26 protein-coding genes are annotated in these 26,230 nt (G+C 67.6%); 15 read left to right on the top strand and 11 right to left on the bottom strand.

Features of this window, described 5'->3' with window-relative positions:
* The first annotated feature begins 26 nt into the window (after positions 1–26).
* From PSS76_RS21075 to PSS76_RS21050, 6 genes are all read left to right on the top strand, one after another.
* Positions 27–386 (top strand): nuclear transport factor 2 family protein, encoded by a 360-nt coding sequence (locus PSS76_RS21075; protein ID WP_013414532.1) that lies wholly within the window; start codon positions 27–29, stop codon positions 384–386.
* Complete coding sequence (locus PSS76_RS21070) at positions 383–1,195, top strand: SDR family oxidoreductase (RefSeq protein WP_081186187.1); 813 nt, start codon at positions 383–385, stop codon at positions 1,193–1,195. Before PSS76_RS21075 ends, PSS76_RS21070 begins: the two co-directional genes overlap by 4 nt.
* Before the next feature lie 23 nt (positions 1,196–1,218).
* Positions 1,219–2,361, top strand: a complete 1,143-nt coding sequence (locus tag PSS76_RS21065) for a sulfotransferase family protein (protein WP_221278378.1) — start codon at positions 1,219–1,221, stop codon at positions 2,359–2,361.
* A gap of 25 nt (positions 2,362–2,386) precedes the next feature.
* The gene (locus PSS76_RS21060) at positions 2,387–3,448 is read left to right on the top strand and encodes a DUF1214 domain-containing protein (RefSeq protein WP_005516281.1); all 1,062 of its coding nucleotides are present in this window, start codon (positions 2,387–2,389) and stop codon (positions 3,446–3,448) included.
* An 89-nt stretch (positions 3,449–3,537) separates the two neighbouring features.
* Positions 3,538–5,148: an ABC transporter substrate-binding protein gene (locus PSS76_RS21055; RefSeq protein ID WP_084846674.1), complete on the top strand. Its 1,611-nt coding sequence runs from the start codon at positions 3,538–3,540 to the stop codon at positions 5,146–5,148.
* 181 nt (positions 5,149–5,329) lie between these two features.
* The gene (locus PSS76_RS21050; protein WP_064059765.1) at positions 5,330–5,614 is read left to right on the top strand and encodes a hypothetical protein; all 285 of its coding nucleotides are present in this window, start codon (positions 5,330–5,332) and stop codon (positions 5,612–5,614) included.
* A 64-nt stretch (positions 5,615–5,678) separates the two neighbouring features.
* Here PSS76_RS21050 and dprE2 read toward each other — a convergent pair whose 3' ends face one another.
* The 3 genes from dprE2 to PSS76_RS21035 all read right to left on the bottom strand — a co-directional run bounded on the left by dprE2 (position 5,679) and on the right by PSS76_RS21035 (position 8,641).
* Positions 5,679–6,440, bottom strand: coding sequence for a decaprenylphospho-beta-D-erythro-pentofuranosid-2-ulose 2-reductase (dprE2, locus tag PSS76_RS21045; protein ID WP_064059766.1), 762 nt, complete (start codon positions 6,438–6,440; stop codon positions 5,679–5,681).
* The gene (gene dprE1, locus PSS76_RS21040) at positions 6,437–7,861 is read right to left on the bottom strand and encodes a decaprenylphosphoryl-beta-D-ribose oxidase (protein ID WP_221278379.1); all 1,425 of its coding nucleotides are present in this window, start codon (positions 7,859–7,861) and stop codon (positions 6,437–6,439) included. The genes dprE2 and dprE1 overlap by 4 nt, the downstream gene beginning before the upstream one ends.
* Before the next feature lie 150 nt (positions 7,862–8,011).
* Positions 8,012–8,641, bottom strand: coding sequence for a superoxide dismutase (locus PSS76_RS21035; protein WP_013414538.1), 630 nt, complete (start codon positions 8,639–8,641; stop codon positions 8,012–8,014).
* Between the two features lie 96 nt (positions 8,642–8,737).
* Here PSS76_RS21035 and PSS76_RS21030 point away from each other — a divergent pair, with 96 nt between their 5' ends.
* Complete coding sequence (locus PSS76_RS21030; RefSeq protein WP_084968778.1) at positions 8,738–9,205, top strand: GtrA family protein; 468 nt, start codon at positions 8,738–8,740, stop codon at positions 9,203–9,205.
* 88 nt (positions 9,206–9,293) lie between these two features.
* Positions 9,294–10,145 carry an LLM class F420-dependent oxidoreductase gene (locus tag PSS76_RS21025; protein WP_081185591.1) on the top strand — a complete coding sequence of 284 codons (852 nt, stop codon included), beginning with the start codon at positions 9,294–9,296 and terminating at the stop codon, positions 10,143–10,145.
* Here the strand turns inward: PSS76_RS21025 and PSS76_RS21020 are convergent, their stop codons facing one another.
* The 3 genes from PSS76_RS21020 to rfbA are packed head-to-tail and all read right to left on the bottom strand — an operon-like array spanning position 10,146 to position 12,743.
* Positions 10,146–11,264 (bottom strand): S1C family serine protease, encoded by a 1,119-nt coding sequence (locus PSS76_RS21020; protein WP_084957307.1) that lies wholly within the window; start codon positions 11,262–11,264, stop codon positions 10,146–10,148.
* 4 nt (positions 11,265–11,268) lie between these two features.
* Entirely contained in the window at positions 11,269–11,865 is a 597-nt protein-coding gene (locus tag PSS76_RS21015) for a dTDP-4-dehydrorhamnose 3,5-epimerase family protein (protein WP_216317504.1), read from the bottom strand.
* A gap of 2 nt (positions 11,866–11,867) precedes the next feature.
* A complete protein-coding gene (rfbA, locus tag PSS76_RS21010) occupies positions 11,868–12,743 on the bottom strand; it encodes a glucose-1-phosphate thymidylyltransferase RfbA (RefSeq protein ID WP_005516267.1) in 876 nt (291 codons plus the stop codon).
* A 211-nt stretch (positions 12,744–12,954) separates the two neighbouring features.
* Between rfbA and PSS76_RS21005 the strand changes: the two genes are divergently transcribed.
* The 7 genes from PSS76_RS21005 to PSS76_RS20975 all read left to right on the top strand — a co-directional run bounded on the left by PSS76_RS21005 (position 12,955) and on the right by PSS76_RS20975 (position 21,922).
* Complete coding sequence (locus PSS76_RS21005; protein WP_013414543.1) at positions 12,955–14,337, top strand: MFS transporter; 1,383 nt, start codon at positions 12,955–12,957, stop codon at positions 14,335–14,337.
* Between the two features lie 31 nt (positions 14,338–14,368).
* Entirely contained in the window at positions 14,369–15,364 is a 996-nt protein-coding gene (gene rfbB / locus PSS76_RS21000; protein ID WP_005516265.1) for a dTDP-glucose 4,6-dehydratase, read from the top strand.
* A 115-nt stretch (positions 15,365–15,479) separates the two neighbouring features.
* Positions 15,480–16,142 (top strand): pentapeptide repeat-containing protein, encoded by a 663-nt coding sequence (locus PSS76_RS20995; protein ID WP_231849548.1) that lies wholly within the window; start codon positions 15,480–15,482, stop codon positions 16,140–16,142.
* Positions 16,143–16,250: 108 nt separating this feature from the next.
* Entirely contained in the window at positions 16,251–17,195 is a 945-nt protein-coding gene (locus PSS76_RS20990) for a glycosyltransferase family 2 protein (RefSeq protein WP_005516262.1), read from the top strand.
* The gene (locus tag PSS76_RS20985; RefSeq protein WP_022593438.1) at positions 17,195–17,632 is read left to right on the top strand and encodes a GtrA family protein; all 438 of its coding nucleotides are present in this window, start codon (positions 17,195–17,197) and stop codon (positions 17,630–17,632) included. The genes PSS76_RS20990 and PSS76_RS20985 overlap by 1 nt, the downstream gene beginning before the upstream one ends.
* Before the next feature lie 85 nt (positions 17,633–17,717).
* Positions 17,718–19,964, top strand: a complete 2,247-nt coding sequence (locus tag PSS76_RS20980; RefSeq protein ID WP_049799388.1) for a hypothetical protein — start codon at positions 17,718–17,720, stop codon at positions 19,962–19,964.
* Between the two features lie 68 nt (positions 19,965–20,032).
* Positions 20,033–21,922 (top strand): glycosyltransferase, encoded by a 1,890-nt coding sequence (locus tag PSS76_RS20975; RefSeq protein WP_013414546.1) that lies wholly within the window; start codon positions 20,033–20,035, stop codon positions 21,920–21,922.
* 12 nt (positions 21,923–21,934) lie between these two features.
* Here PSS76_RS20975 and PSS76_RS20970 read toward each other — a convergent pair whose 3' ends face one another.
* The 5 genes from PSS76_RS20970 to PSS76_RS20950 all read right to left on the bottom strand — a co-directional run bounded on the left by PSS76_RS20970 (position 21,935) and on the right by PSS76_RS20950 (position 26,157).
* Positions 21,935–22,795 carry a class I SAM-dependent methyltransferase gene (locus tag PSS76_RS20970; RefSeq protein ID WP_005516257.1) on the bottom strand — a complete coding sequence of 287 codons (861 nt, stop codon included), beginning with the start codon at positions 22,793–22,795 and terminating at the stop codon, positions 21,935–21,937.
* 106 nt (positions 22,796–22,901) lie between these two features.
* Complete coding sequence (gene glfT1, locus PSS76_RS20965; protein WP_005516256.1) at positions 22,902–23,813, bottom strand: galactofuranosyltransferase GlfT1; 912 nt, start codon at positions 23,811–23,813, stop codon at positions 22,902–22,904.
* Positions 23,810–24,628 (bottom strand): galactan export ABC transporter ATP-binding subunit Wzt/RfbE, encoded by an 819-nt coding sequence (gene wzt / locus PSS76_RS20960; RefSeq protein ID WP_005516255.1) that lies wholly within the window; start codon positions 24,626–24,628, stop codon positions 23,810–23,812. The genes glfT1 and wzt overlap by 4 nt, the downstream gene beginning before the upstream one ends.
* A 20-nt stretch (positions 24,629–24,648) precedes the next feature.
* Complete coding sequence (wzm, locus tag PSS76_RS20955) at positions 24,649–25,530, bottom strand: galactan export ABC transporter permease subunit Wzm/RfbD (RefSeq protein WP_005516253.1); 882 nt, start codon at positions 25,528–25,530, stop codon at positions 24,649–24,651.
* A 54-nt stretch (positions 25,531–25,584) separates the two neighbouring features.
* Positions 25,585–26,157: a bacterial proteasome activator family protein gene (locus tag PSS76_RS20950; RefSeq protein ID WP_005516251.1), complete on the bottom strand. Its 573-nt coding sequence runs from the start codon at positions 26,155–26,157 to the stop codon at positions 25,585–25,587.
* Positions 26,158–26,230 lie beyond the last annotated feature (73 nt).

Below are 26,230 nucleotides of genomic sequence, written 5' to 3'. Positions count from 1 at the left end.
CCAATCACACCCGAGGAGCGTTCCCTGTGCCTACCCGAGACGAAATATGTTCGGTGATCGATTCGTACGTCAAGCATCTCGGCAATCACGATGTCGACGAACTGGTGGCGTTGTTCGCGACCGACGCGGTCCAGCATGAGCCGCTGGGTGTCCGGACCTACCGCGGCATCGACGAGATCCGCGAGTTCGACACCGCGAACGCGAAGGTGGCGTTCACGGTGAGCCGTCACTCGCCGATCGTCGTCTCCGGCCGGTATGCCGCGATGCAGTTGCGCGTGCAGCGAGAGGGCATGCCCGACTTCCTTGCCAGCGATCTCTTCGAGTTCGACGACACCGGCAAGATCGTCTCGCTCAGCGTTGTTCTGGATCCGGAGGCGCAGGTATGACGTTGGGATTGCAAGCACCACAGCAGATGCCGGCGCTGCTCGACGGGAAGGTCGTGGTCGTCTCCGGTGTCGGGGCGGGGCTCGGGCGCTCGGTGGCGGTCCGCGGCGCGCTGGCCGGCGCCCGGATCGTCCTCGCCGCACGGACCGAGTCGCGGCTGACCGAGGTCGCCGAGGAGATCCGAGAACTGGGCGGTATCGCGCTGTCCGTGCCGACCGATCTCACCGACGATGCATCGGTGACGAACCTCGTCGACGCGGCACTCGCGGAGTTCGGGGCGGTCGACGCGGTGGTGCACAACGCGTTCGTGCAGCCACCCCACGAGCGACTACTCGACGCCGACTTCGATACGGTGCGTCAGGGTCTGGACATCAACCTGCTGGCAGCGCTCAACCTGACCCGGAAACTGGTGCCCGCGCTGGAGAAGTCGCAGGGGTCGGTCGTGATGATCAACTCGATGGTGCTTCGGAACCAGTTGCCGAACTTCGGGGCCTACCGGGTGCAGAAATCCGGGCTGCTGGCTCTCGCTCGCAGTCTCTCGGTGGAGATGGGCCCGATGGGTATTCGGGTGAATTCTGTTGCACCGGGTTATATCTGGGCGGAACGAGTCCAGCGGATGGTGGAGAAGCAGGCCGATCAGCGCGGAGTCGAGCCGGCCGAGGTGTACGCCGAGATCGCGGCCGACACCGATCTGCGTCGGCTGCCCGAACCCGACGACATCGCGAATGCGGTGCTGTTCCTCGCCTCCGACCTCGCTCGCGCGATCACAGGGCAGTGCCTGGACGTCAACTGCGGCCATGCCCACCACTGATCCACTCTCACAAGGATGTAGGAATGACTCAGGATTACGACGGAATCGGTTCCATCGAGGACCTGCACGCGCAGGCGTCTGAAGAAACCGGTCTGGACGATTTCGGTGGCGACGAGCACCTCGAGGGTTTGCGGGTTCTGTTGGACTCGTTCGCGAACGAGGCCGACCTCACCCCGCAAGGGCGAGTGGTCGCCCGGAAGATGATCGTGTCGGCGCTCAGAGGCAGGCTGATCAGCGAGGCTGCGTTCGCGCGCAACCCCGGGCATGTCGATGTTGCGATCGAGCGGCCGATCTTCATGTGCGGACTGACCCGTACGGGCACCACCGCGCTCCATCGCCTTCTCAGCGCAGACCCTGCCAATCAGGGTGTCGAGATGTGGCTGGCCGAGGCTCCGCAACCGCGTCCCGCCCGCGAGACCTGGTCCGAGAACCCCGATTTCCTCCGCTGCGACGCCTTCTACCGGGCCCGTCAGGCGAACGAGGCCGACCTGATGAAGGTGCACTTCATGGGCGCCGAGGAAGTCGAGGAATGCTGGCGACTGCTCCAGCAGACGATGCTGTCGACCTCGTTCGACACCATCGCGTACGTGCCGTCGTACACGGAATGGCTGGCGAAGCAGGACTGGACCGACACCTATGCCCGGTACAAGAAGAACCTGCAGCTCATCGGTATGAACGATCGTGATCGCCGCTGGGTGCTCAAGAGCCCGAGCCACGTCTTCGCGATCGACGACATCCTGAAGGTCTTCCCGGACGCGCTGTTCGTTCGCACCTTCCGTGACCCGCACACCTCGATGGCGTCGACCTTCAGCCTCGCCGAGCAGGGCGGGCACGGTATGTCGAAGGCCTTCGACCGCAAGATCATCGGACGGACCCAGCTGGATCTGTGGGCGCGCGGGAACGCGAACTTCCAGGAGGCCCGGGCTCGCCACAACCCCGAGCAGTTCATCGACATCGACTACCGGGACTTCGTGGCCGACCCGATCGGGACGGCCGAGAAGGTCTACACCCAGTTCGCGATGCCGTTCTCCGACGAGGCGCGCCGGGCGATCGCGGATGCCCACGAGGCCAGCCTCGCCGACCACCGCCGTCCGTCGCACAAGTACTCGCTCGAAGACTTCGGAATCACCGCTGCTGAGGTCGACGCCAAGTTCGCCACCGCCTGACCCCCCTCCTGGATAGGAATCCACAATGAACGCCACCTGGGAAAAGTTCTGCACCGACCTGCTCGACGTGGGCAAGATCTTGTCGGACCCGATCGTGCCGCAGGATCCGCTGACACAGGCCGAGGGCGCCCGCTACCTGTCGCGCCTGCTGCGCTACTCGACGATCAACTGCGTCGAGTACACCGATCCGCGCTGGCCCCAGTTCACGTCGGCGCCGAACCCGAACATGATGACGAAGATCGGCGCCGACAACCCGGACAACATCTATATGCGCGCCAACATCTCCGGCAAGTACACGTACCGGATCACCGGCACGCGCGGGACCATCCCGCTGATCACGTTCGGTTCCCGCGTCAACCGGTACCACATCGACGGCACCATGCTGCAGACCGGCGACCTCCACATCCACGACCTCGAAATCGACCAGCACGGCCGGTTCGAGTTCATTGCCAGCGTGGACAAGCCGGCCGAAGGGGCATGGCTGCCGCTTTCCGTGGACAGCAACCTGATTTCCGTGCGGCAGACCTACGCGGACCGCCGCAACGAGGTGCCCGGTGAGCTGTCGATCGAGTGCCTGAACCCGGACGGTGACTTCGTTCCACTGACCGAGGAAGAACTCGGAGAACGTTTCGACCGTGCGATCGGCATGCTGAAGGGGTCGGCAGCGACGTTCCTCGAATGGTCGCGTGAGTTCATGCCGCAAGCCAACGAGATCTTCGACCGGGGCCAAGAGCAGTTCCAGAAGGCCGGCGGTGACCCGACGATCTTCTACTTCCACGGCTACTGGAAGCTCGCCGAGGACGAGGCGTGGGTGATCGAGACCGAGGTCCCGAACTGCGAGTACTACAACTTCGTGTTGCAAAATTTCTGGGTGGAATCGCTCGACTACCACCGCTCGAACATCTACATCAACAACCACACCGCCAAGCTCAACGACGACGGGACCCTCACGATCGTCGTTGCGGCCAAGGACCCCGGTTACGGCAACTGGATCAGCACCGACGGCCACACCGAGGGCACGTGGGCAATGCGCTGGATCAAGGCCGACTCGCACCCGATCCCGACCGCCAAGGTCGTGAAGATCTGAGTCACAGCGCTTTCCGTACGGTCCGTCCGCGCCGCTCGTCGCGGACGGACCGTGCTCGTGAGTCGACCGATCCGACAACGGAGGACAACGTGCACAACCAGGCCTTCCGGCCCGCTCGACTGTTGGTGGGCGGCCTCACTGCGGTCGCCGTCCTGCTCGCGGGATGCGCGTCCGGGAACTCGGATGCCACCGCTGCGTCCACGTCCCCACGGCAGGCCGGTTTCGTGGGCGAGCAGCCAGACGACGCCGAACCCGCCGCCGGTGGCTCGCTCACCTTCGGGTCGTACTCGCTGCCGACCGTTCTCGACCCGGCACGGACCCAGGCCGCCGCCTCGACCGGCGGAACCGAGATGGCAGCAATCTACGACACCCTCCTCCGGCACGACTTCGACAGCCGAACATTCGTTCCACAGCTGGCGGAGACGTTCGAGGGCAGTGACGACCTCACGACCTACACCGTGACGTTGCGTCCCGGCACCCGTTTCAGCGACGGGAGCGTCCTCGATGCCGACGCCGTGAAGTGGAGTATCGAGCGCTTCGTGACGGCGAAAGGCGATGCATCCCAGACCTGGACGAACGTCGTCGACACTGTCGACACGCCGGACGAGTTGACCGTCGTGTTCCGGCTGAAGCGGCCCTGGAGTGATTTCCCCGCCCTCCTCAGCCTGGGGCCGGGAATGATCGTCGGAGCCGGATCCGACACGGGCGGCACGTTCACCCCGGTCGGCGCAGGACCGTTCACGGTCACGAAGTTCGCGCCCCGCGAGGAGCTGCTGCTCTCCGCGCGTGCCGACTACGTGGGTGGGAAACCACTCTTGAACACATTGCGTTTCGTTCCGACGGCGGGCGCGCAGGCCCAGTACGAGTCAATGCGCAGCGGCCAGTTCGACATGACGTTCATCCTCCGCGACGAACGGGTCATCGATCAGGCACTGGCCGACGGGTACACCGGATTCCTCAGTCCGACCGGCCAGAACGGAATCGGCGTGATCAACAGCCGTCCGGGACGGCCGGGCGCGGATGTCCGGGTGCGCCAGGCCATCGCCTACGGTGTCGATCCCGAGGCGATCAATCAGCGCGCCAACGCAGGATTGGGCACTGCCAGCTCGGAACTCGTTCCCGAAGGTTCGCGGTGGTACAGCGGCGACGAGGGACTCCGGTTCGACCCGGAACGGGCCCGAGAGCTGCTCGACGAGGCGAAGGCCGACGGCTTCGACGGGCGCATCTCGTATCTGACGACCCAGGATCCCGGCCAGCAGGCGACGGCGCTCACGGTCCAGGCGATGCTCCAGTCGATCGGGTTCGACGTCGCCGTCGACTATGCGACCGACACCACCGATCTGGTTCGAAAGGTCTACCGGGACCACGATTTCGATCTGACCCGGGGCGGCGCACCCATCGGGGAGGAAGCGCCGTTCCTGAACCTCTACGGCAGCATGGGAAGCGACTCCCGCAACAATGCAACGGGATTCGCCGATCCCGAGATGGATCGCCTGCTGCTCGCGGTGCAGACGGCTCCCACCGACGACGCCAAGCGGGATGCGATAGGTGACGTCCAGCGCTACGCGAACGAGACCGTGCCCTACGTGCTCTGGGGGCCGGCGGCCGTCCTGACCGCGTGGGAGCCGACGGTGCACGGCGTCAAGCGCACCGTCACCGACATCATGCTGTTCGACGACGCCTGGAAGTCCGCGGGCTGAGGTCTCACGAGACGAACGGGAGTTCACGGCACGCCTACCAGCTCGAAGCGTGCCGTGGGTTCCCGTTCGAGGACGCAAATGGGTGGGCGATTCGGACCCCTCGGGTGCCTGGTGGCGGTCCCGGGCGGACGCCACTGTTGTAGGTGTCCACCCGGACCCCGACACAGAAGGACCCTCTCAGATGATCTCTCGCACCGTAAAGACGCTCGCCGCTTCGCTTCTCGTCGCCGGCGGTGTGGTCGGCGCCCAAGCCGCAGTTGCCCACGCCGAGATTCGTACCGCCCCCGACGGCACCCAGACGACCGTGTGCGTCTACGACGGCAAGGACTACAGCGTCGGCAGTAAGGTCTACCACCCGGACGGCACCTACCAGACCTGCAAGAGCGACGGCACGTGGCAGCGCGTCAAGCCCAACACCGGCAACGACATGCGGGCCGTCCCCGCCCAGCCCCGCTCGGCGATGTAGTCCAGAGCGAAACGATCAGGCCCACCGCAGTGCACTGTGGTGGGCCTGATCGCGAATGCTGTTCCTAGACGGGCAGCTTGCGGAAGATCGCGCGGGGGATGTGCCGCAGCACGACCATCACGAACCGGAACGGGCCCGGTGCCCAGACGATCTCCTTGCCCTTGTCGGACGCGGCGACCGCGAGCGCGGCGACGTCCTCCTTGTTCACCGTCAGCGGCGCTTCCTTGACGTGCGCGCTGAACTTGGTGCGCACCATGCCCGGTCGCACGACCGTGACCTTGGGTCCGAACGGGGCGAGTGCCTCGCCAAGTCCGAGGTAGAAGCCGTCGAGACCCGCCTTGGTGGAGCCGTAGACGAAGTTGGCGCGCTTGACACGCTCGCCGGCCACCGACGACATCGCGATGATGCGGCCGAAGCCCTGTGCCTTCATCTTCTCGCCGACGAGGACGCCCACCGAGACGGACGCGGTGTAGTTGACGTTCGCGATCAGCACGGCCTTGCGCTGGTTCTGCCACAACTCCTCGGCGTCACCGTCGAGAGCGAACGCGACGATCGCGACGTCGACGTCGCCCTTGGACCACGCCTCGTCGATGACCTTGGGGTGGCTGTCGGTGTCGAGCGCGTCGAAGTCGATGACGTCGACCTCGGTGGCTCCCGCAGCCTTCATCTGGGTCACGGCCGCCTCGCGGCCCGGATCGTTCGGCAGCGCAGCGAGAATCACGCGCAGCGGCGACTTCTTCAGGTACTCCTCGCAGATCGCGAGCCCGATCTCGGACGTGCCACCGAGGAGCAACAGGGTCTGGGGATTGCCGACGGCGTTGATCACTGCAGTTCCAACCTTCTGGACATGTCGGAGGCGAAGACGCCTGTGGGGTCGACGGATCGGCGAACCTTGATCCATTCGTTGATGCGCGGGTACATCGCGTGGAACGTCTCGGCCGTGGTCCGCGAATCCTTCGCGGTGTACAGGCGGCCACCGAATTCGAGCACCCGCTTGTCGAGTTCGGTGACGAACTCGTTCAGGCCCGGCTTGATCCGGAAATCGACGCAGATGTTCCAGCCGGCCATCGGGAAGCTCAGCGGCGCCTTGTTGCCCTCGCCGAACAGCTTGAACACGTTGAGGAACGAGTGATGACCGGACGACTGGATGTCGCGGATGATCTGCTTGAACTCGCCGACGGCCTCCGGCGGCACCACGAACTGGTACTGCAGGAAACCGTTGGAGCCGTAGGCGCGGTTCCACTCACCGAACATGTCGAGCGGGTGGTAGAACTGCGTCAGATTCTGGACCTTGCCGCGGTAGGTGCCGGACTTGCGGAACCACACCTCGCCGATCGCCGAGAAGTTGAACTTGTTGGCCAGGCCGTTCGGGAAGACGTCCGGGAACGTCAGCAGCGTCGGCGCGTCGAACTTCAGTGGATTCTTCTGCAGCTTCGCCGGTAGCTGATCGAGCTTCGCGAGGCTGCCGCGGGAGATCGCCGCGCGACCCAGCTTGGGCTCGGGCGCGATGGCGTCGAACCAAGCGCTCGAGTAGTCGTAGTTGTTCTCGCTGCCGTCGCTGTGCAGTGCGATGGTCTCGTCGAGCGTGTGGGTGACGTCGCCGTCGGCGATGAAGTACGCCGTCTCGGTCGGCGTCATCTCGATGGTCGCCTTGAGGATGATGCCCGTCAGGCCCATGCCGCCGACCGTGGCCCAGAACAGCTTCGCGTTCCGGCCGGCCGGGGTGAGGGTGCGGATCTGGCCGTCCGCGGTGAGCAGATCCATCGAGCGCACGTGATTGCCGAAGCTGCCGGCGCTGTGATGGTTCTTGCCGTGGATGTCGGACGCGATCGCGCCGCCGATGGTGACCTGACGGGTGCCCGGCAGCACCGGAACCCACAGGCCGAACGGCAGCGCGGCACGCATCAGCTGATCCAGGTTCACACCGGCGTCCACCGTCACCAGACGGGTGTTGGAGTCGATGTTGTGGATGCGCTTCAGCGCGTTCATGTCGACGACGAGCCCGCCCGCGTTCTGCGCCGGGTCACCGTACGAGCGGCCCATGCCGCGCGCGATGACGCCGCGTCGCAGATGCGACGGCTTCGACTCGTCCTGCTCCGCCACCTGCGCGACCGCCTTGGCGATCAGCTCGACGTCGGGCGTGGACAACACCTGTGCGGTGGTGGGCGCGGTGCGTCCCCATCCGGTGAGGGTGCGGGTCTGCGTGGGGAGCGGCTCGTGAACCGTCTCTTCTGCTGTCTCGGACATCGGGTACGAGGTTACCTGGCGGTAGTGGACGACCCTCGGAAAGCGTGCGCCGTTCCACATCTTCTTTACCCGCGTTTTGCGCACTTATCGCGGGAATTCCGGGGTCCGGGAGTGCGACAAGTGCGCAAAACGCGGGAGTGGGGGACGGGATCAGGCGGGGACGATGAGTCCGGTGGTCTGGGTGCGTGCCTTGGTGAAGCGGTCGGCGACGTCGGCCCAGTTGACGATGTTCCAGAAGGCGTTGACGTAGTCGCCCTTGACGTTCTGGTAGTCGAGGTAGAAGGCGTGTTCCCACATGTCGAGCATGAGCAGCGGGGTGAGGCCGATGCTGATGTTGCCCTGCTGGTCGTAGAGCTGGACGATGATCAGGCGCTGGCCGATGGAGTCCCAGGCGAGGATGGACCAGCCGGAGCCCTGGATGGCGTTGGCGTTGGCGGAGAAGTGGCTGCGGAAGGCGTCGAAGCTGCCGAACTGGTCGTCGATGGCGGCTGCGAGTTCGCCTTCGGGCTTGTCGCCGCCTTCGGGGGAAAGGTTGTTCCAGAACACGGAGTGGTTGGTGTGGCCGCCGAGGTGGAAGGCGAGGTTCTTCTCGTGCAGGTTGACCACGGGGGCGAGGGCGTCGGCTTCGCGGAGCTCGGCGAGCTTGTCGAGGGCGGTGTTGGCGCCGGCGACGTAGGCGGCGTGGTGCTTGTCGTGGTGGAGCTCCATGATCTTGCCGGAGATGTGGGGCTCGAGAGCGGCGTAGTCGTACGGCAGATCGGGCAGCGTGTAAACGGTCATGACGTTGATCTTGCAACCTCGAGTGCACTCGAGGTCCAGGGCCCTGTGCGGGATGTCACGCCGGTGTGCCCGGCGCGGGTCGCCTAGTCTCGTTGCGTGTCCGGAAGCCCCCACGCCCACGATCCGCATGCGCCGCTGCCGGTCGAGATCCCCGTCACCGATTCCATCGCCGACGAGTCCCTGGACCTCAAGACGCAGATCGTGCGCTTCGTGCTCACCGGTGGCCTGTCGGCGGTCGTCGACTTCGGGCTGTACCTGCTGCTGCTCGCCGTCGGGCTGCCGCTCAACCTCGCCAAGGCCATCAGTTTCATCGCCGGCACCACCACCGCGTACCTGATCAACCGGCGCTGGACGTTCAAGGCCGAGCCGAGCCGGGCTCGCTTCGTCGCCGTGGTCGTCCTGTACGCGCTCACGTTCGCCGTGCAGGTCGGACTCAACGGACTGATGGCCCACGTCTTCCCGGACGAGTGGTGGCGCATTCCGCTGGCCTTCGTGATCGCGCAGGGCACCGCGACAGTGATCAACTTCGTCGTCCAGCGTGCTGTGATCTTCAAGATTCGATAGCTGTCTGGACAGCTGTCTGTAGAGTCTTCCGATCCGGAGTGGAACCGGTTACATTTCCTGGTACCGACCACCCCGGAGGAGTCAGATCGTGCGCTACGGCATCAGCCTGTTCACCAGTGACCGAGGCATCACTCCCGCGACCGCCGCACAGGCCGTCGAAAAGTGCGGGTTCGACGCGTTCTACGTGCCCGAACACACCCACATTCCGGTCAACCGGGCGTCGAACCACCCCGGTACCGGCACCGACGCGCTGCCCGACGACCGCTACATGCGCACCCTCGACCCGTGGGTCGCGCTCGGCACCGCGGCGTCGGTGACGTCCCGGATCCGGCTGGGCACATCGGTCGCGCTGCCGCTCGAACACGACCCCATCACGCTCGCCAAGACCATCGCGTCGCTCGACCACCTGTCCGGCGGCCGCGTCACGTTCGGTGTCGGCTACGGCTGGAACGCCGAGGAACTCGCCGACCACGGCGTCGACCCCAAGAAGCGCCGCACCGCGCTGCGCGAGTACCTCGAGGCGATGCAGGCGCTGTGGACGCAGGAGGAAGCGTCCTACGACGGTCAGTTCGTGAAGTTCGGTCCCAGCTGGGCGTGGCCCAAGCCGGTCCAGCAACCCCGCCCGCCGGTCCTCGTCGGTGCGGGCGCGTCGGAGAAGACGTTCGGGTGGATCGCGCGCTCGGCGGACGGCTGGATCACCACCCCGATCGAGCAGGACATCGAGGACAACGTCACGTTGCTGCGCAAGATCTGGGCGGACGCCGGCCGCACCGGGCAGCCGGAGATCATCGTCCTGGCCGGCAAACCCGACGCCGACAAGCTCGCCCGCTGGCAGGACCTCGGCGTCAGCGAGGCACTGTTCGGCATGCCCGACGCCGACGAGGAACAGGTGCTCGCCTACCTGCAGCGCCTGGCGTCCAAGCTGGACATCGGCGGCTGATCAGCGCGGCGGACCCTCCGTCAGCACCATCGAGCCCGACCGCTGCGCGCCGGTGGCGTCGATCCACGCGACGTCGACGACGTCACCGGGGTGGAGCGCGATCATCCGGACCGTGAGGTCGGACGCCGTCCGGATCGGGACGCCGCCGAACTGCACGATCACGTCGCCGCGCGCCAGGCCCAGCCCGTCGGCGGGGGAGCGGTAACTCACCTGCACGATCTGCGCGCCGGCCGGAGTCCCCGCCTGTGGTTCGACGTGGTCGCGCACGCTCACGCCGAGCTGCGGGGTGGGGCCGATGTGCACCGAATCCGACGGGCGCCCCGCGAGGATCTGGTCGACCACCTCCAGCGCCGAGTCGATGGGGATCGCGTACGACTTCGGTGCGGGGGCCGACGGCTCGTCCCGCTGGACGGCGTTGCCCGCGCTGCTCACCCCGATCACCTCGCCGAACGCGTCGACCAATGGCCCACCGGAGTCGCCGGGCCGGACGTCGGCGTTCACCTCGATGAGCCCGGCCAGCTCGTTGCGGGAGCCGTCGACGGAGTTGCGGGTGAGCACCGTGACCCCGAGCCGGGTGACCGCGCCCGGCGCCGACTGCGGGACACCACCGCCCTCTGCGTTTCCGATCGCGGTCACCGGATCGCCGACACCGGCGTTCCGCGACGACCCGAGCGCGGCGGGTGGTAGCGCCGCGCCGCCCGGCAGGCGCAGAACCGCCAGGTCGCGGGAGCTGTCGTAGCCGAGAACCTCGACCGGGTAGGGGGTGCCGTCGCGCATGCTCTCGGCCGTGATGTCCGTCCCGCCGTCGATCACGTGATGGTTGGTGAGCACGATGGCGGCAGGTCCCGCCGGACGCAGCACGATCCCGGTGCCCGCTGTCGTGCCCAGTCCCGTCCGCGCCGTGATGGTGACGATCGTCGGGACGACGCGCTCGGTGATCTGCTGCGGGGCGAGGGGGACGGGTGGCGGTGGGGGCGGTGGCGCAAGGGCCGTCGTCGCCTGCGCCTGCTTCGGGACGTCGAGTGTGCCGTGTTCGAGAGGAATTGCCAGGAGTGCGAGGCCCACTGCGGCGAGCACTGCGATCGCAGCGCTGACGCGGCGCACCCCGAAGGCACTCATCGGCTCACTCGTGGCCCTCCCGGTAGACGGGCAGCAGACCCGCGTCGCGAGCCTGCTGAAGGGTCGGCGCCTCCAGGTCCTTGTCCGACAGCGTCCACTGCAGTGAGCTGCCGTCGCGGCCGACGACCGGCCAATCGATACCGATGCCCGGATCCAGCGGGCTCACCTCGTGCTCGCGGTCCGGGGCGTAGCCCGTGGAGCACAGGTAGATCACCGTCGAATCGTCCGCGAGGGACAGGAACCCGTGGCCCAGCCCCTCGGAGATGAAGACGGCGCGGCGGTCGACGTCGTCGAGCAGCACCGAATCCCACTGTCCGAACGTCGGCGAGCCCACCCGCAGGTCGACGACGACGTCGAGGATCGCGCCCCGCACACACGTGACGTACTTGGCCTGGCCGGGCGGGACGTCGGCGAAGTGGATGCCGCGCAACACGCCGGCCGCCGACACCGAACAGTTGGCCTGAGCCAGATCGAGGGTGCGACCGACGTTCGCGGAGAAGCCGGGGTCCTTGAACCATTCGAGGAACACCCCGCGGTGATCGCCGAACTGTCGGGGCGTGATCTCCCACGCCCCCGGAACCTTCAACTCCCGATAATCCATGGTCACCATTCTCGGCCGCGGTCGAGCAACCCCAGCAGGTACGTGCCGTAACCGGACTTGACCAGCGGTTCGGCGCGCTCGCGCAGTTCGTCGTCGGAGATGAATCCGCGCCGCCACGCGACCTCCTCGGGCACACCGATCTTGAGGCCCTGCCGCTGCTCGATGGTCCGCACGTAGTTCGACGCGTCGAGTAGGGAGTCGAACGTTCCGGTGTCGAGCCAGGCCGTGCCGCGGGGGAGCACCTCCACCTGCAGCCGTCCGGCCTCGAGATACGTGCGATTGACGTCGGTGATCTCGTACTCGCCGCGCGCCGAGGGCGTCAACTCCCGCGCGATCGTGACGACGTCGTTGTCGTAGAAGTACAGCCCCGGCACGGCGTAGTTCGACCGCGGCACCGCCGGCTTCTCCTCCAACGAGACCGCGGCGCCGGTGTCGTCGAACTCGATGACGCCGTACGCGCCCGGATCGGACACCCAGTACCCGAACACCGCGCCGCCCTTGACGTCGTGGAAGCGGGTGAGCGTGGTGCCCAGGCCGGGACCGTAGAAGATGTTGTCGCCCAGGACGAGAGCCACCGAGTCGTCGCGGATGTGGTCGGCACCCAGCACGAACGCCTGCGCCAGACCGTTCGGCTCGCGCTGCACCTGGTAGCTCAGCGAGATGCCGAACCGGGAGCCGTCGCCCAGCAGATTGCGGAACTGTCCGGCGTCCTGCGGGGTGGTGATGATCAGGATGTCGCGGATTCCGGCAAGCATGAGCGTCGAGAGCGGGTAGTAGATCATCGGCTTGTCGTAGACGGGCACCAGCTGCTTGCTCACGCCCAGCGTGATCGGGTGCAGCCGGCTGCCCGTACCGCCAGCCAGAATGATTCCGCGCATGTAGAGCAGTGTTTCACGGGCGACGGTGGGAGATCGCGGGAGTGGCGAGGCCGGTCGGCTACGACGTGATTGTCGGGGGTACCCCGCTCGTCCGGCGAAGGGGCTGCGGCTCCTTGTGCCAAGCGGAGTCGGACATGTCCCGTTAGCGTCGAAAACGACCGATGAAGAAGGTCTGCCTACCGCAGACCCCACGTCTGAAGGGGCCCTACGCATGCAGGAATCGACGTACGGTCCCGCGCGCCAGAAGACTGGCGGCGCCACCGAACCGGGCGCTGACGTGGACCAGCGGACGCTACGCAAGGCCATCGCCGGCTCGGCTATGGGCAACGCGACCGAGTGGTTCGACTACGGCGTCTACGCCACGACGGCCACCTACCTGACCCAGAACTTCTTCCCGGGGCACCTCGGCTCGATCGGCACGATGCTCGGCTTCGCGGTCTCGTTCGTGCTACGTCCGCTGGGCGGCATGATCTGGGGTCCGCTGGGCGACCGGCTCGGCCGCAAGGCTGTGCTGGCGACGACGATCCTGCTGATGTCGGGCGCGACCGCGTTGATCGCGGCGATCCCGTCGTACGCGTCGATCGGCATCGCGGCACCGATCCTGTTGATCCTGCTACGCGTGGTCCAGGGCTTCTCCACCGGCGGCGAGTACGGCGGCGCGGCCACGTTCATGGCCGAGTACGCGCCCGACGACAAGCGCGGCCGGTACGGCAGCTTCCTGGAGTTCGGCACCCTCGGCGGGTTCGCCGCCGGCACCGCCGTGGTGATGCTGTGCGAGCTGATGATCTCCGACGACGACATGGCGTCGTGGGGCTGGCGGATCCCGTTCCTGATCGCGCTGCCGCTCGGGTTGGTCGGCTGGTTCCTGCGCAGCAAGCTCGACGAGTCGCCGGTGTTCGATGAGGTGGACGCGCAGGGCGACAGCCAGAACTCGATCCTGGGTGGCCTCGCCGATCTGCTGAAGAACTACTGGCGCCCGATCCTGGTGCTGACCGGCATGGTCGTCGCCCTGAACGTGGTCAACTACACGCTGCTCACGTACCAGCCCACCTACTTGGAGTCGACGCTCGGCCTGAGCACGCAGTCGACGACGGTCATCATCCTGATCGGCGAACTGGTCATGATGGCGTGCATCCCGTTCTTCGGGCGCTGGTCGGACACGCTCGGCCGCAAGCCCATGTGGTGGGGCTCGCTGATCGGCTTGCTGATCGCTGCCGTGCCGATGTACTGGCTGATGGCGCAGGGATTCGGGTGGGCACTGCTCGCGTTCGCGGTGCTCGGGCTGCTCTACCTGCCACAGCTGGCGACCATCTCCGCGACGTTCCCGGCCATGTTCCCCACCCAGGTCCGCTACGCCGGCTTCGCGATCGGCTACAACGTCTCGACGGCCGTCTTCGGCGGCACCGCCCCACTCGTCAACGACGCGGTCATCCACTCGACGGGCTGGAGCCTGTTCCCCGCGATCTACATGATGGGCGCGTGCGTCATCGGCCTCGTCTCGGTGGCCTTCCTCCGCGAGACCGCGGGTGTCTCCCTCCGCGGCACGTCGATCCCGGGCGAGGAGGAGCAGACGCAGGAACCGGTGCGGGCATGAGCGGTCTGCGACCGTCGGTAGTCTCCCCGGTATGAGGCTGCTCGTCACCGGTGGCGCCGGGTTCATCGGTGCCAATTTCGTCCACCAGACCGTCGCGGAACGGCCCGACGTCCGGGTCACGGTCCTCGACGCGCTGACGTACGCCGGCAACCGGGCCTCGCTCGACGCGGTCGCCGATCGCATCGACTTCGTGCACGGCGACATCGCCGACGCCGACACCGTCAACCGCCTGGTGGCCGATTCCGACGCCGTCGTGCATTTCGCGGCCGAGTCGCACAACGACAACTCGCTGGCCGACCCCTGGCCGTTCGTGCGGACCAACGTCGTGGGCACGTTCACGCTGCTGCAGGCCGTGCGCGACCACGACGTCCGCTACCACCACATCTCGACCGACGAGGTGTACGGCGACCTCGAGCTGGGTGATCCGGGGCGCTTCACCGAGGCCACCGCCTACAACCCGTCCAGTCCCTACTCGTCGACGAAGGCGTCGAGCGACATGCTGGTGCGGGCCTGGACGCGATCGTTCGGGATCCGGGCGACGCTGTCGAACTGCTCCAACAACTACGGCCCCTTCCAGCACGTGGAGAAGTTCATTCCGCGGCAGATCACCAACCTGCTCGACGGCGTCCGCCCCAAGCTCTACGGGCAGGGCCGCAATGTGCGCGACTGGATCCACGTCGACGACCACAACCGCGCCGTGTGGACCGTCCTCGAGAAGGGGCGGATCGGGGAGACGTACCTGATCGGTGCGGACGGCGAGGTCGACAACCGCACCGTCATCGCGATGCTGCTCGAGATCTTCGGGCGATCCGCCGACGACTTCGACTTCGTCCCGGACCGGCCCGGCCACGACCTGCGGTACGCGATCGATTCGACGCGGCTGCGCACCGAGCTGGGGTGGGAGCCGCGCTACCGGGACTTCCGCAGCGGTCTCGAGGCGACCGTGCAGTGGTACCGCGAGCACCCCGAGTGGTGGCGTCCGGCGAAGGCCGCGACCGAGGCCGGATACGCGCGCACCGGGCAGTAGCCGCAGCCTGCGCGAAGCCGTCGATCCGGCCACGGCGACGGACGTCACGCGGTAGCGTCACCAGCATTCGCGTCGGGATCTGTCGCTCAGGGGACGAACCGGAGGGGGCGCTCGTATGGGGGCCGGACCGAAGAACACTGCCGCACCGAACAGCACTGCCGCACCGAACAGCACTGCCGCACCGAACAGCACTGCCGCACCGAACAGCACTGCCCGCCGGCGTCGTGCGTGCCGGGCACTCGTGGTCGCATCCGCGCTCGGGGCGGTGGCCCTGGGCTCCGCCGGCACCGCCGCCGCCGACCCGGTCGCGGGCGCGCCGGCCTGCGCGCCGTTCCGGGTGGAGGGACTGCTGGCCAACGCCACGGCCACCGTCGCGCCGGGCCTCGAACTTCCCGTGCCGTGCCAGGATGCGGTCGGCGTCGGCTACGTCGGACCCGCCGAGATCCAGGCCGGCGCCATCGGTTCGGCTGTCGCCGCCGGACTCGGCAGCCTGGGCCTGCTCGCCGCGAGCAGCATCGACTGGAACAACATCGGCCCCGACAACACCGGCTCCTTCAACCTCGGGTGGGCCAACACCGGGTCCAACAACGTCGGATCGGCGAACACCGGCTCCGGCAACGTCGGGTCCGCGAACACCGGCTCCGGCAACGTGGGGTCGGCGAACACCGGCTCAGGCAACCTCGGGTCCGCGAACACGGGGTCGTTCACCTACGGCTCCCTCAAGACCGGCATCGGGTCGATCGCCGCGGGTTCGCTCGGGATCGGCACGCTGAGCTGACATCGGGGCGCAGGGACCCGCGCGCGGTAACCCCCTAAGCTGGGGGTGCCCGGCGTACCTGCGGCGGCGGCCTCGCAGGGTGCGTGGGTTTATCGAGGAGATTGTCGAATGCTGTTGTCCGTCGTGGTGCCGTGCCACAACGAAGAGAGTGTTCTCGAGGAGCTCGTCCGGCAGGTTCTCGACACCCTCGAGGACGCGGACGTCGAGGCGGAACTCGTTCTCGTGGACGACGGCAGCCGGGACGACACCGTCCGGCTGATGCGTGAGATCAACGCGCGCGATCCCCGTTGCCGTTTCATCAGCTTCAGCCGCAATTTCGGCAAGGAAGCGGCGATGCTGGCCGGGCTCCGATACGCACGCGGCGACGCCGTCGTGATCATGGACGCCGATCTGCAGCATCCCCCGCATCTGCTGCTCGACATGCTGCGCCTGCACGGCGAGGGGTACGACCAGGTGATTGCCCGGCGCACCCGGGAAGGGGACGCGTTCGGCCGCACCCTGGTGTCGCGGCTGTACTACCGGCTCGTCAACTCGCTGGTCGACGTGAACATGGAGGACGGCGCCGGCGACTTCCGCTTGCTGAGCCGCCGCGCGGTCGACGCTCTGCTGCAGATGCGCGAGTACAACCGGTTCTCCAAGGGCATGTTCTCGTGGATCGGATTCCCCACTGCGACCGTGGACTACCACAACGTCGCACGTCAGGGCGGTGGTGAGAGCAAGTGGAGCTTCCGGAGACTGCTCAACTACGGCATCGACGGCATCATGTCGTTCAACAACGCGCCGCTGCGGCTCGCGGTCTACCTGGGCGCGGTCGTCACGGCGGTCTCGTTCGTGTACGTCGTCGCACTGGTCATCGCCGCCCTGGTGCACGGTGTCACCGCGCCCGGCTACGTCACGCTGATCGCCGCGATCACCGGTATGGGTGGTCTGCAACTGCTGTTCCTCGGCATCATCGGCGAATACGTGGGGCGGATCTACTACGAGACCAAGCGGCGCCCGCACTTCCTGGTCGCCGAGACCGAGCCTGGCGGCCGTGAGGTGGAGTCGCAGTGATGCGGCACATACTGCGGTTCGGGGTGGTCGGGGTCGTCAACACCGGCGTCTACTACGCGCTGTATCTCGTGTTCAACACGGTGATGCCGTACCTGGCCGCGCACCTGCTCGCGATTGCGATCTCGATGGTCGGCTCGTTCTTCCTGAACTGCTACTGGACGTTCAGGACGCGGCCGACGTGGCGCAAGTTCGCGCTGTTCCCGCTGACCAACGCCACCAACTACATCGTGACGACGGTCGGCATGGTGCTGCTCGTGACGTTCCTCGGCGTGGACGACCGGATCGCCCCGCTCATCGCTGCGGTCGCGGCCATCCCGGTCACCTTCCTGCTGTCGCGCCGCATCCTCACGCATCAGCCGGCGTCGACGGTGACGGTGGTCGAGACAGCCGACGGTCCCGGCGCGAACTCGGCCGGAAGCCCGACCGAGCGCCACTGACGCGGTCCCCGACGATTCCGGAACCCGCTCGTCACTGACTTATGCTCGCCCGGATGTCTGTGAGGGGTACGAACCAGTGACGGCAGTGACGACGCAGAGGAGCACGGTGGACGGCGGGCGGGCGACGGGCCTTCGGCGGCTGAACGACCGCTTACCGGACTGGGCCGTCGCGATCGGCGTCGGACTCGTCACCGCGGTGGTCGCCTCCATCGCCCAGTGGCGGGGAAGCTTCTTCTTCTACGTCGGCGACCAGCACGAGCAGTTCGCGCCCATGTGGCACATGTTCGGCGAGAGCCTGCGCGACCGCCAGTGGCCGACGATGGACCCGTCCGGCTGGATGGGCGGCAACTACGCCGCCGAGGGGCTGGACGGTATCTGGAACCCGCTCAACTGGGCGAACTTCCTCCTCGTGTCGCGGTTCGACAACCTGTCTCTGGCCGCGTTCGTGGTGATGATCGAGATCCTCGCGATCCTGGCGGCCGGTGTCTTCCTGCTCGCACGCGAGTACGGCGCGCGGCGCAGCGCAGCGATCATGGTGGCCGTCGCCGTCCCGGTCTCCGGTTTCACCCTGTGGTACGAAGCGTCTGGGTGGCCGGCCGGGCTGATGGCGTTCACGTGGATCACGCACTTCTGGTGGTCGACCCGCCGCTTCTCTCGGGGCGGCACCAATCCGCTGGTGCCGTTCCTGTTCGGGTTCCTCGCGATGACCACCGGAAACCCGTACGCGACGCTGGGCGCGATCGTCGTGCTCGCCGCCGTCGGCATCGAACTGCTGCTCGCCCGGGGTTACGGGCGCCTGGTGCAGGTCGCGGTGATGGGCGCGTGTGTGGGTGCGACGGCGCTGCTGGTGTTCCTGCCGCTGCTCGGCAGTAGCGACGTCACGACCCGGGACTCCCTGGCGGCCATCGCGAACGACACCTTCCTGGTGCCGGACCTCGGTGACATCGCCGCGAGCAGTTCGCCCACCTACCTGCCCTCGATGTCGACGTGGGCCGGTGGCCGTCTCGAGGCCAACCCGACCACGTATTTCGTGTGGTTCGCGCTGCCCCTGCTGCCGTGGATCCGGTGGCGGGAGCTGCGGGCCCGCACGGCGGGCGCGGTCAGTGTCTTCGTCGTCGGCGGCTTCTATCTGGTGGCGACGCTCGCGCCGTCGAACGTGTGGTTGTTCCGCTGGCCGGTGCGGTTGGTCGAGTACCTCTATCTCGCGGGCGCGGTACTGCTGGCCCTCGGGCTCTCGTCGGGCCTGGCCCGTGACCACGTGCGACGCCGGGCCGTCACGACCGCGGTGATCGTCGGCGCGGGCGCGTACCTGTCCTGGGCCGTGCGTCCGGACGAAACCCCGACCCATCTGTTCGGACTGGCCGTCACGGCCCTACTGGTCACGGCGCTGCTGGTCGCGTTCCGGCGGGCCGGCGCCGCAGCGGCGGCGTCCGTGGCCGTCGTCGGTACCGCCGCAGTCCTGTTCCTGCAGTCGAGTCTGCTGCCCGCACCGGCCCCGAAACCGGACCAGCCGCCGGCACCGGCGACGGCGGCGCCGGCCTTCGATCTCCCGCGGGTCGCCGCGGGCACGTCCGGTTATCGCGGCACCGTGCTGCAACTGGCCGCGCTGGACCGCACCGGACCGGAGGACGCCCGCAACGGCGAGATCCTGTTCGGCAATCTGCCGCGGGCCGCGGGTGTCGAGTCGATCGCCAGCTACACCGGCATGGGGTTCGCCGAGTTCGCCGAAGAACTGTGCATGGACTATCGGGGCGCCACCTGCGCCGCGGCCTACGACCGGCTCTGGCAGCCGGCCGACGATCGGACGCCCGCCCCGTTGATCGACGTCATGGGCGTCTCGACTCTCGTGTTGCAGCGGGCGCTGCTCCCCGAGGTCGCGGCCGGTGACCCTCCGCCCGGCTGGCACGTCGCCTACGACACCCCGGTCCGGGTCGTGTGGGTCCGCGACGTCGTTCTGCCGGAGGCCGGGCGGGTCACGTGGGCGTCCCCGGGGGTCGAGGTGACCGCGGAGTCCTCGGCGCCGGCCCGCGCGGAGATCCGGTTCTCGGCCGACGAGCCGGGACATATCGTGTTCGCGCGGCTGGCGTGGCCGGGCTACACCGCGGCCGTGGACGGCCGAAGTGTCGATCCGTCCGATGGCCCCGCCGGGTTGCTCGCGGTGGACGTGCCGGCGGGGGAGCACACCCTGGTGGTCGAGTACCGGTCGCCGGGACTGAGGTTCGGCGTCGCCGCAGCTCTGGGCGCGTTCGCCGTCGTGCTGGTGCAGACAATTCTCTGGTACGTACGTCCCCGACGGCGGTCCGCGAGTCCGGAGCCGTCGGACGCCGCTTGATACCCTCGAGCGACGGAACGGCCGGGTCCGGACCGGAACAGCCGTGGGAATGTACATGTAGGAGCGGGATGAGCGAGTCGGCGTCGGTGGTACCTGTGGACGGGAGCACGGCAGCTGTTCGCAGCGCCCTCCACGAGCATCCGGCGTCGGGTCGACTGGTGGTGCAGCGAGGCGTCTTCACAGGACCGACGCCCCGGGTGAAGGACGAGCTCTACGCCTCCATCACGTCGGGGTCGGCGCATCGGGAGCGTTTCGAGCTGCGGCTGGACAAGGGCGCGGTCGTCGACACCGACACCTACTTCGGGCGTTTCGCGGCCAGCTACTACCAGCGATGGACCACGGTCACCGAGGTCGAGGTGTCGTTCGCGTACGACGCCGCCGGTGTCTCGCTGGCGTTGCTGCGGGGATCCGACTCGGGCGGCAACACCCGGACCATCGCGACCGTCGAGGTGGACGGGGCGGGAACGGCGCGTCTGTCCGCGAAGCTCGACATGTTCCTCGACGGTGGCTCGCTGTGGCTCGAATTCCGGGCGGTGGACGGTCCGCTGGGCGTCCGCGAGTGTGAGTGGACCGTGCCGGCGCCCGCCGTCATCCGGCCCGCCGCGATCGCCATCTGCACGTTCAATCGGGCGCAGGATTGCGCGGACACGGTTGCCGCCATCGCCGGCGACGAGCAGATGTGCGCCGGGATCGACGCCGTCTACGTCGTCGATCAGGGCACCGACCACGTGTCCGAGCGCGAGTCGTTCGCCGCCACGGCGGACAAGCTCGGCGACAAGCTCGTCTACATCCGACAGCCCAATCTCGGTGGGGCGGGCGGCTTCACCCGAGGCATGTACGAGGTGACGGCCGTCAACGAACACGCCAACGTCATCCTGATGGACGACGACATCCTGTGCGAGCCGGAGACGGTGCTGCGGATGAATGCGTTCGCGAACGTGACGACGGAGCCGACCCTCGTCGGTGCCCAGATGCTCTACCTGATGAATCCGCAGAACCTGCACGTGAGCGCCGAGGAAGCGGATCTGGGGAAGCTGCGTGCCGGCCGCTGGGCCGCGAATTCGCTGCACGACGCCAACCTGATCAAGAAGCGTCAGGAGAAGCGCGTCGACGCCGGGTACAACGCGTGGTGGTCCTGCCTGATCCCCGCCGAGGTGGTCTCGCGCATCGGACTGCCGATTCCGATGTTCTTCCAGTGGGACGACATCGAGTACGGAATCCGCGCCCGCGCAGCAGGTTTCGTCACCGTGACCCTCCCGAACGCCGGTGTGTGGCATGCGGACTTCCACTGGAAGGATCGGGACGACTGGGCCAAGTACTTCAGTGTGCGCAACTCGCTCATCGTCGCGGCCCTGCACAGCGACTTCGACACGAAGTCCTTGAGCGTGACCCTCGGCCGGGAGATCAGCCAGTACCTGGTGTCGATGCAGTACGGCCTGGCGCACACCACGTTGCGCGGTATCGAGGACTTCCTCGCCGGTCCTGACGTGCTCCAGGACGGCGGGCAGGCGGTCCTCGGTGCGATCCGCAAGGAACGCGCCCGGTTCCCGGAGACGGTGAAGCACCCCGCGAACGACGTCCCCGGTATCCGGTCGTCGGATCTGGTGACCCGGGTGGCGGGCCCCGAACCCGATTCGGCCCGTGAGGACCTGGTGCTCGCGAAGCGCGTCGCGATGCAGTGGCTGGGGCGCACCCAGCACGGCATCGCGAACATCCCCGCCGCCGACGCGCACTGGTGGCACGTCTCCCTCTTCGACCACGCGGTCGTGACCGATGCTTCGCAGTCGGGGGTGCGTGTCCGTCGCCGCGACAAGGACCTCGCGAAGGAGATCACCGCCCGGATGGCGGCGCTGCTCAAGCAGTTCCGGGAGCAGGGTGCGACCGTCCAGCAGCGTTACCGCGACGCATTGCCCGAACTGACCGCCCGGGAGAACTGGGCTCGGCTCTACGGAAAGTAGTTCGCCGCAGTCCTATTCGCGGATGCGGACCACGACCTGTTCGTGGTCCGCGGTGTAGGCGAGGTAGTCGAACGGGACGCCGGTGCGCTCGACGAACTCCGTCCACGCCCGGTGTTCGTGGTTCTGCCAGCCCGGGTAGTTGAAGTACTCGTCGAAGACGAGGACCGAACCGGGCACCAGCCGGTCCTCGAGGAGGTCGAGCACAGCCCGGGTCGACGAGTACAGGTCGGCGTCGAGGTGGGCGAACGCGACCGGCCCGGGATGCTCGTCGAGGAAACCGGGCAGGGTGTCCTCGAACAGTCCCGACACCAGTCGTGCGCCCGGCACCGTCGGCTGGGACTCCTGTGCGAACTCGCCGGCCGGGAAGCCGGTGCGCCACGCCTCGGGCAGGCCGGTCCACACGTCGAAGCCCCACACGTCGTGCCCCGTGGCGCGTAGGGACTCGCTGACGATCCGCAGCGTGGTGCCGCTCGCGACGCCGAACTCGAGCGCCAGGCCGTCGACCTTGACCAACTCCAGCGCGTACCGGAGCGTGTCGTGCGGATGCCAGAACACCGGTGCCGTCGGCATGTGGTCGAGCACGAACTGCGCGCTCTCGGCTGTCGCCCGGATGTCGAGAGCGTGCGTGATGTCGCGGCGGGCGCGCTGTTCCAGGACGTCGAGGCGTTCGCTGATCGCCGCCACCTGGCCGCGGGTCTGCGCGAGCTCGTCGAGGACCCGCCGGGTCTCCGCGTTGTGCGCGGTGAGCTCCGCGAGTATCTGGTCGTGTCTGTTCTCGTGCTCGATCCGCGCCTGGCGGTCGGACTCCCGCACCACCTCGGCGACCGCCCGCTGCATCTTGAGCCTGGCCGACTTCCGGAACCGATCGAACATGCGTGGGAACCCCTCTCGCGTGCGTACGTCGAGTTCGCACTCATGCTGCCAGGGTCGGACGGACCTTGCCGGGATGAATCTCGGGGTGAGTCGGGTCGCCGGCGGGTCAGGGGCGCTGGAACCGCTCCCGCCGTCCCAGCCCACGCAGGCGCATCCACTCGACGAAGCCCTTGGGGTCGCGCCGGTTCACCAGGAAGTACCAGCCGAATCGCGCGTACTCCTGGGGCAGCAGCCGGCGCATGCCCGGCTGGGACATCAGGTAGCCGCGGTTGCGGTACGTGAAGAAGCGTTTGGTCTCGTTGTCCGGGTACTGCGTGTGCATCCGGCCGCCGAGGATCGGCTTGAACTCGTCGGCGCCGTCGGGATGCACGTAGGCGGTCTGCAGGCACGTGCCGAACGGCAGCCCCGACCGGACCAGGCGGCGGTGCACCTCGACCTCGTCGCCGCGCACGAACAGGCGCAGGTCCGGGACACCGACGGTGTCGATCGCGGCGGCCGAGAACAGCGCGCCGTTGAACAGCGACGCGATGCCGGGCAGCAGATCGTCGTCGCCGAGTTCGGAACGCAGCCGCTTCCACTCGACGCCGCGGCGGAGCGGAAACGCCAGCCGGTCCGGGGCGTCGATGTCGCACACGACGGGGGAGACCTCCGCCAGGCCGTGCCGCTGCGCGCACGCGAACAGCGTCGCCAGGACGTCGGGGCCCTCAGGGCGACCGTCGTCGTCGGCGAGCCACACCCAGTCCGCGCCCAGCGACAGCGCGTACAGGATGCCGAGGGCGAAACCGCCCGCGCCGCCGAGGTTGTGCTTGGAACCCAGGTACGTGGTGGGGACGTCGGCGCTCTCGACCAGTTCGCGGACGTCGGCCTCGTCGGCGTTGTCGACGACGACCAGGTGATCGAGGGGGCGCGTCTGCCCGGCCAGCACCTTCAGGGACTGGGCGAGCAGCTCGCGGCGCTTGTGCGTGACGACGACGCCGATGATCTTTTCGCTGTTCGTGTCACCGATCGTCTCGGTCACGACGCCCGCTCCTCGTCCTCTTCTCGCTTCATGTCGGCGATCACCTGGCGGACGTGGTCGGCGGCGTCGTCGCCCTCGTAGGCGCGGACGACGTCCTCGATCTCGCCGTGCTGGCGCACCTGGCCGTGGTCGATCCACATCGCGCTGTCGCACAACTGCGCCAGGAACTCGTTGGAGTGGCTGGCGAAGACGAGGATGCCGGAGCGTTCCACCAGCTTCTGCAGCCGGATCCGGGCCTTCTTCATGAACTCGGCGTCGACGGCGCCGATGCCCTCGTCGAGCAGCAGGATCTCGGGGTCGATGCTGGTGACCACGCCCATCGCGACGCGCACGCGCATGCCCGTCGAGTAGGTGCGCAGCGGCATGCTGAGGTACTCGCCGAGTTCGGTGAAATCGGCGATCTCGTCCATCTTCGCGAGCATCTGCTTACGGGTCTGCCCCAGGAACAGGCCGCGGATGATGATGTTCTCGTAGCCGGAGATCTCCGGGTCCATGCCGACGCCGAGGTCGAACACCGGCGCGACGCGGCCGCGGACGCGGGCGCTGCCACGGGTGGGTTCGTAGATGCCGGACAGCAGCCGCAGCAGCGTCGACTTGCCGGCGCCGTTGTGGCCGACCAGTCCGACGCGGTCGCCCTCCTTGAGCGAGAGGGTGATGTCCTTGAGCGCCTCGACGACGATGACGTCGGAGTCGTTGCGGCCGATGGATCCGCCCGCCTTGCCGAGGAAAGCCTTCTTCAGCGAGCGCGACTTGGCGTCGAAGATCGGGAAGTCGACGCACGCATTCCGCGTCTCGATGCTCACGTTGCCGGTCATGTCAATTACTCCTCGGACCCCTAGACCCAGTAGGCCACGCGGGCCCGGTACTTGCGCAGCGCGAACAGCGCGATCGCCCAGCCGACGGCGGTGATGGCCAGCACGATGTACCAGTGGTAGGCCTGCTGATCCTTCCCGAGCATGGGCGCGCGGACGATCTCGAGGAAGTGGAACAGCGGATTGAGCTCGGCGATCTTCGCGCGCTCGGCGACCTGCCCGCCCTGGGCCTTGAGGGCCTCGGTGGACCAGAAGATCGGGGTGAGCACGAACAGCAGCAGCGTCAGGCTGCCGAGGATCGGTGCGATGTCGCGGTAGCGGGTGGCGAAGATGCCGAACACGATCGACACCCACAGCGCATTGAGCACCAGCAGGGCGAGAGCCGGGATCGCGGCCAGATCGGGCCAGGTCAGGTTCCGCCACACCCCGAACGCGACCAGCATGATCACGTAGATCAGCAGGTTGTGGGCGAAGAACAGGATCTGCCGCCACACCAGTCGGTAGACGTGCACACTCAGCGCCGACGGCAGCTGCTTGATCAGGCCCTCGTTGGCGATGAACACCTCGGAGCCCTCGAGGATCGACGCGCTGATCATGGCCCACACGATCAGGCCGACGGTGACGTACGGCAGGAACTCCTTGATCGACATCCCCAGCAGCGCCGAGTACAGGATGCCCATCGCGGTGGCCTGTACGCCGGTGGCGATCGTGATCCAGAACGGACCGATCACCGACCGGCGGTACCGCTGCTTGATGTCCTGCCAGCCCAGGTTCAGCCACAACTCGCGCTGCGCGAAGCCGTCCCGGAGGTCCTTGAACGCACGACGGAACGTCTGCGAATCGGACACGACGACGTCGGTGTCGGCGTCGGACGCCGGTTCGTGATCCAAGGCTGCTGCTGACACGAGTTCCGAGCCTACCGCTCGCGTCGGAAGAACCCGCGTGACCGTCGCGTCGGGTTACAGGTACTGACCGGTCCCCCCGGGAGCGGGACCGTCGTCCGGGACCTGCATCCGGTGCTGCGGACCCATGCTCATGCCGGGCGGAAGCGCACCCTGCCGCATCTGCTCGAGCTGCGCACGTGCCGCCATCTGCTGCGCGAACAGGGCCGTCTGGATGCCGTGGAACAGCCCCTCGAGCCAGCCGACGAGCTGCGCCTGCGCGATCCGCAGCTCCGCATCGGTGGGCACCGAGTCGTCGGTGAACGGCAGCGTGAGCCGCTCGAGTTCCTCCCGCAACTCGGGTGCCAGACCCTGCTCGAGTTCCCGCACGGACGACTTGTGGATCTCCCGCAGCCGAGTGCGGCTGGCGTCGTCGAGAGGCGCCGCCCGCACCTCCTCGAGCAGTTGCTTGATCATGGTGCCGATTCGCATCACCTTCGCCGGCTGTTCCACCATGTCGGTGAGCGAGTCGCCGTCCGCTCCCTCGGGGGCGGCCGTCTGGGCGCTCCCGTCCTGGGTGGGCCCGGCAACGGGCACGGGGTGGCCGTCGGGGCCGATGACGAGCACACGTTCGTTCTCCGGTTGCGTCATGGCTCCATCTTGTACGGTTCCGTAGCGGATTGGCGAGGGCGGGTTGGTGGTGTCGAAAGTGTCGTGTGCTAGC

The sequence above is a fragment of the Prescottella sp. D32 genome, assembly GCF_037287305.1.
GTDB classification, from domain to species: domain Bacteria; phylum Actinomycetota; class Actinomycetes; order Mycobacteriales; family Mycobacteriaceae; genus Prescottella; species Prescottella equi.
The sequence above is the reverse complement of the archived record's forward strand: the minus strand, read 5'-3'. Positions and strand labels throughout refer to the sequence as shown.

Coding starts and splice junctions, on each gene's coding strand:
- PSS76_RS21070 (WP_081186187.1), top strand. CDS start 383: ATGACGTTGGGATTGCAAGCACCACAGCAGATGCCGGCGCTGCTCGAC.
- PSS76_RS21065 (WP_221278378.1), top strand. CDS start 1,219: ATGACTCAGGATTACGACGGAATCGGTTCCATCGAGGACCTGCACGCG.
- PSS76_RS21060 (WP_005516281.1), top strand. CDS start 2,387: ATGAACGCCACCTGGGAAAAGTTCTGCACCGACCTGCTCGACGTGGGC.
- PSS76_RS21050 (WP_064059765.1), top strand. CDS start 5,330: ATGATCTCTCGCACCGTAAAGACGCTCGCCGCTTCGCTTCTCGTCGCC.
- dprE1 (WP_221278379.1), bottom strand. CDS start 7,861: ATGTCCGAGACAGCAGAAGAGACGGTTCACGAGCCGCTCCCCACGCAG.
- PSS76_RS21035 (WP_013414538.1), bottom strand. CDS start 8,641: ATGACCGTTTACACGCTGCCCGATCTGCCGTACGACTACGCCGCTCTC.
- PSS76_RS21020 (WP_084957307.1), bottom strand. CDS start 11,264: ATGAGTGCCTTCGGGGTGCGCCGCGTCAGCGCTGCGATCGCAGTGCTC.
- PSS76_RS21015 (WP_216317504.1), bottom strand. CDS start 11,865: ATGGATTATCGGGAGTTGAAGGTTCCGGGGGCGTGGGAGATCACGCCC.
- rfbA (WP_005516267.1), bottom strand. CDS start 12,743: ATGCGCGGAATCATTCTGGCTGGCGGTACGGGCAGCCGGCTGCACCCG.
- PSS76_RS21005 (WP_013414543.1), top strand. CDS start 12,955: ATGCAGGAATCGACGTACGGTCCCGCGCGCCAGAAGACTGGCGGCGCC.
- rfbB (WP_005516265.1), top strand. CDS start 14,369: ATGAGGCTGCTCGTCACCGGTGGCGCCGGGTTCATCGGTGCCAATTTC.
- PSS76_RS20995 (WP_231849548.1), top strand. CDS start 15,480: ATGGGGGCCGGACCGAAGAACACTGCCGCACCGAACAGCACTGCCGCA.
- PSS76_RS20990 (WP_005516262.1), top strand. CDS start 16,251: ATGCTGTTGTCCGTCGTGGTGCCGTGCCACAACGAAGAGAGTGTTCTC.
- PSS76_RS20985 (WP_022593438.1), top strand. CDS start 17,195: ATGCGGCACATACTGCGGTTCGGGGTGGTCGGGGTCGTCAACACCGGC.
- PSS76_RS20975 (WP_013414546.1), top strand. CDS start 20,033: ATGAGCGAGTCGGCGTCGGTGGTACCTGTGGACGGGAGCACGGCAGCT.
- PSS76_RS20970 (WP_005516257.1), bottom strand. CDS start 22,795: ATGTTCGATCGGTTCCGGAAGTCGGCCAGGCTCAAGATGCAGCGGGCG.
- wzt (WP_005516255.1), bottom strand. CDS start 24,628: ATGACCGGCAACGTGAGCATCGAGACGCGGAATGCGTGCGTCGACTTC.
- PSS76_RS20950 (WP_005516251.1), bottom strand. CDS start 26,157: ATGACGCAACCGGAGAACGAACGTGTGCTCGTCATCGGCCCCGACGGC.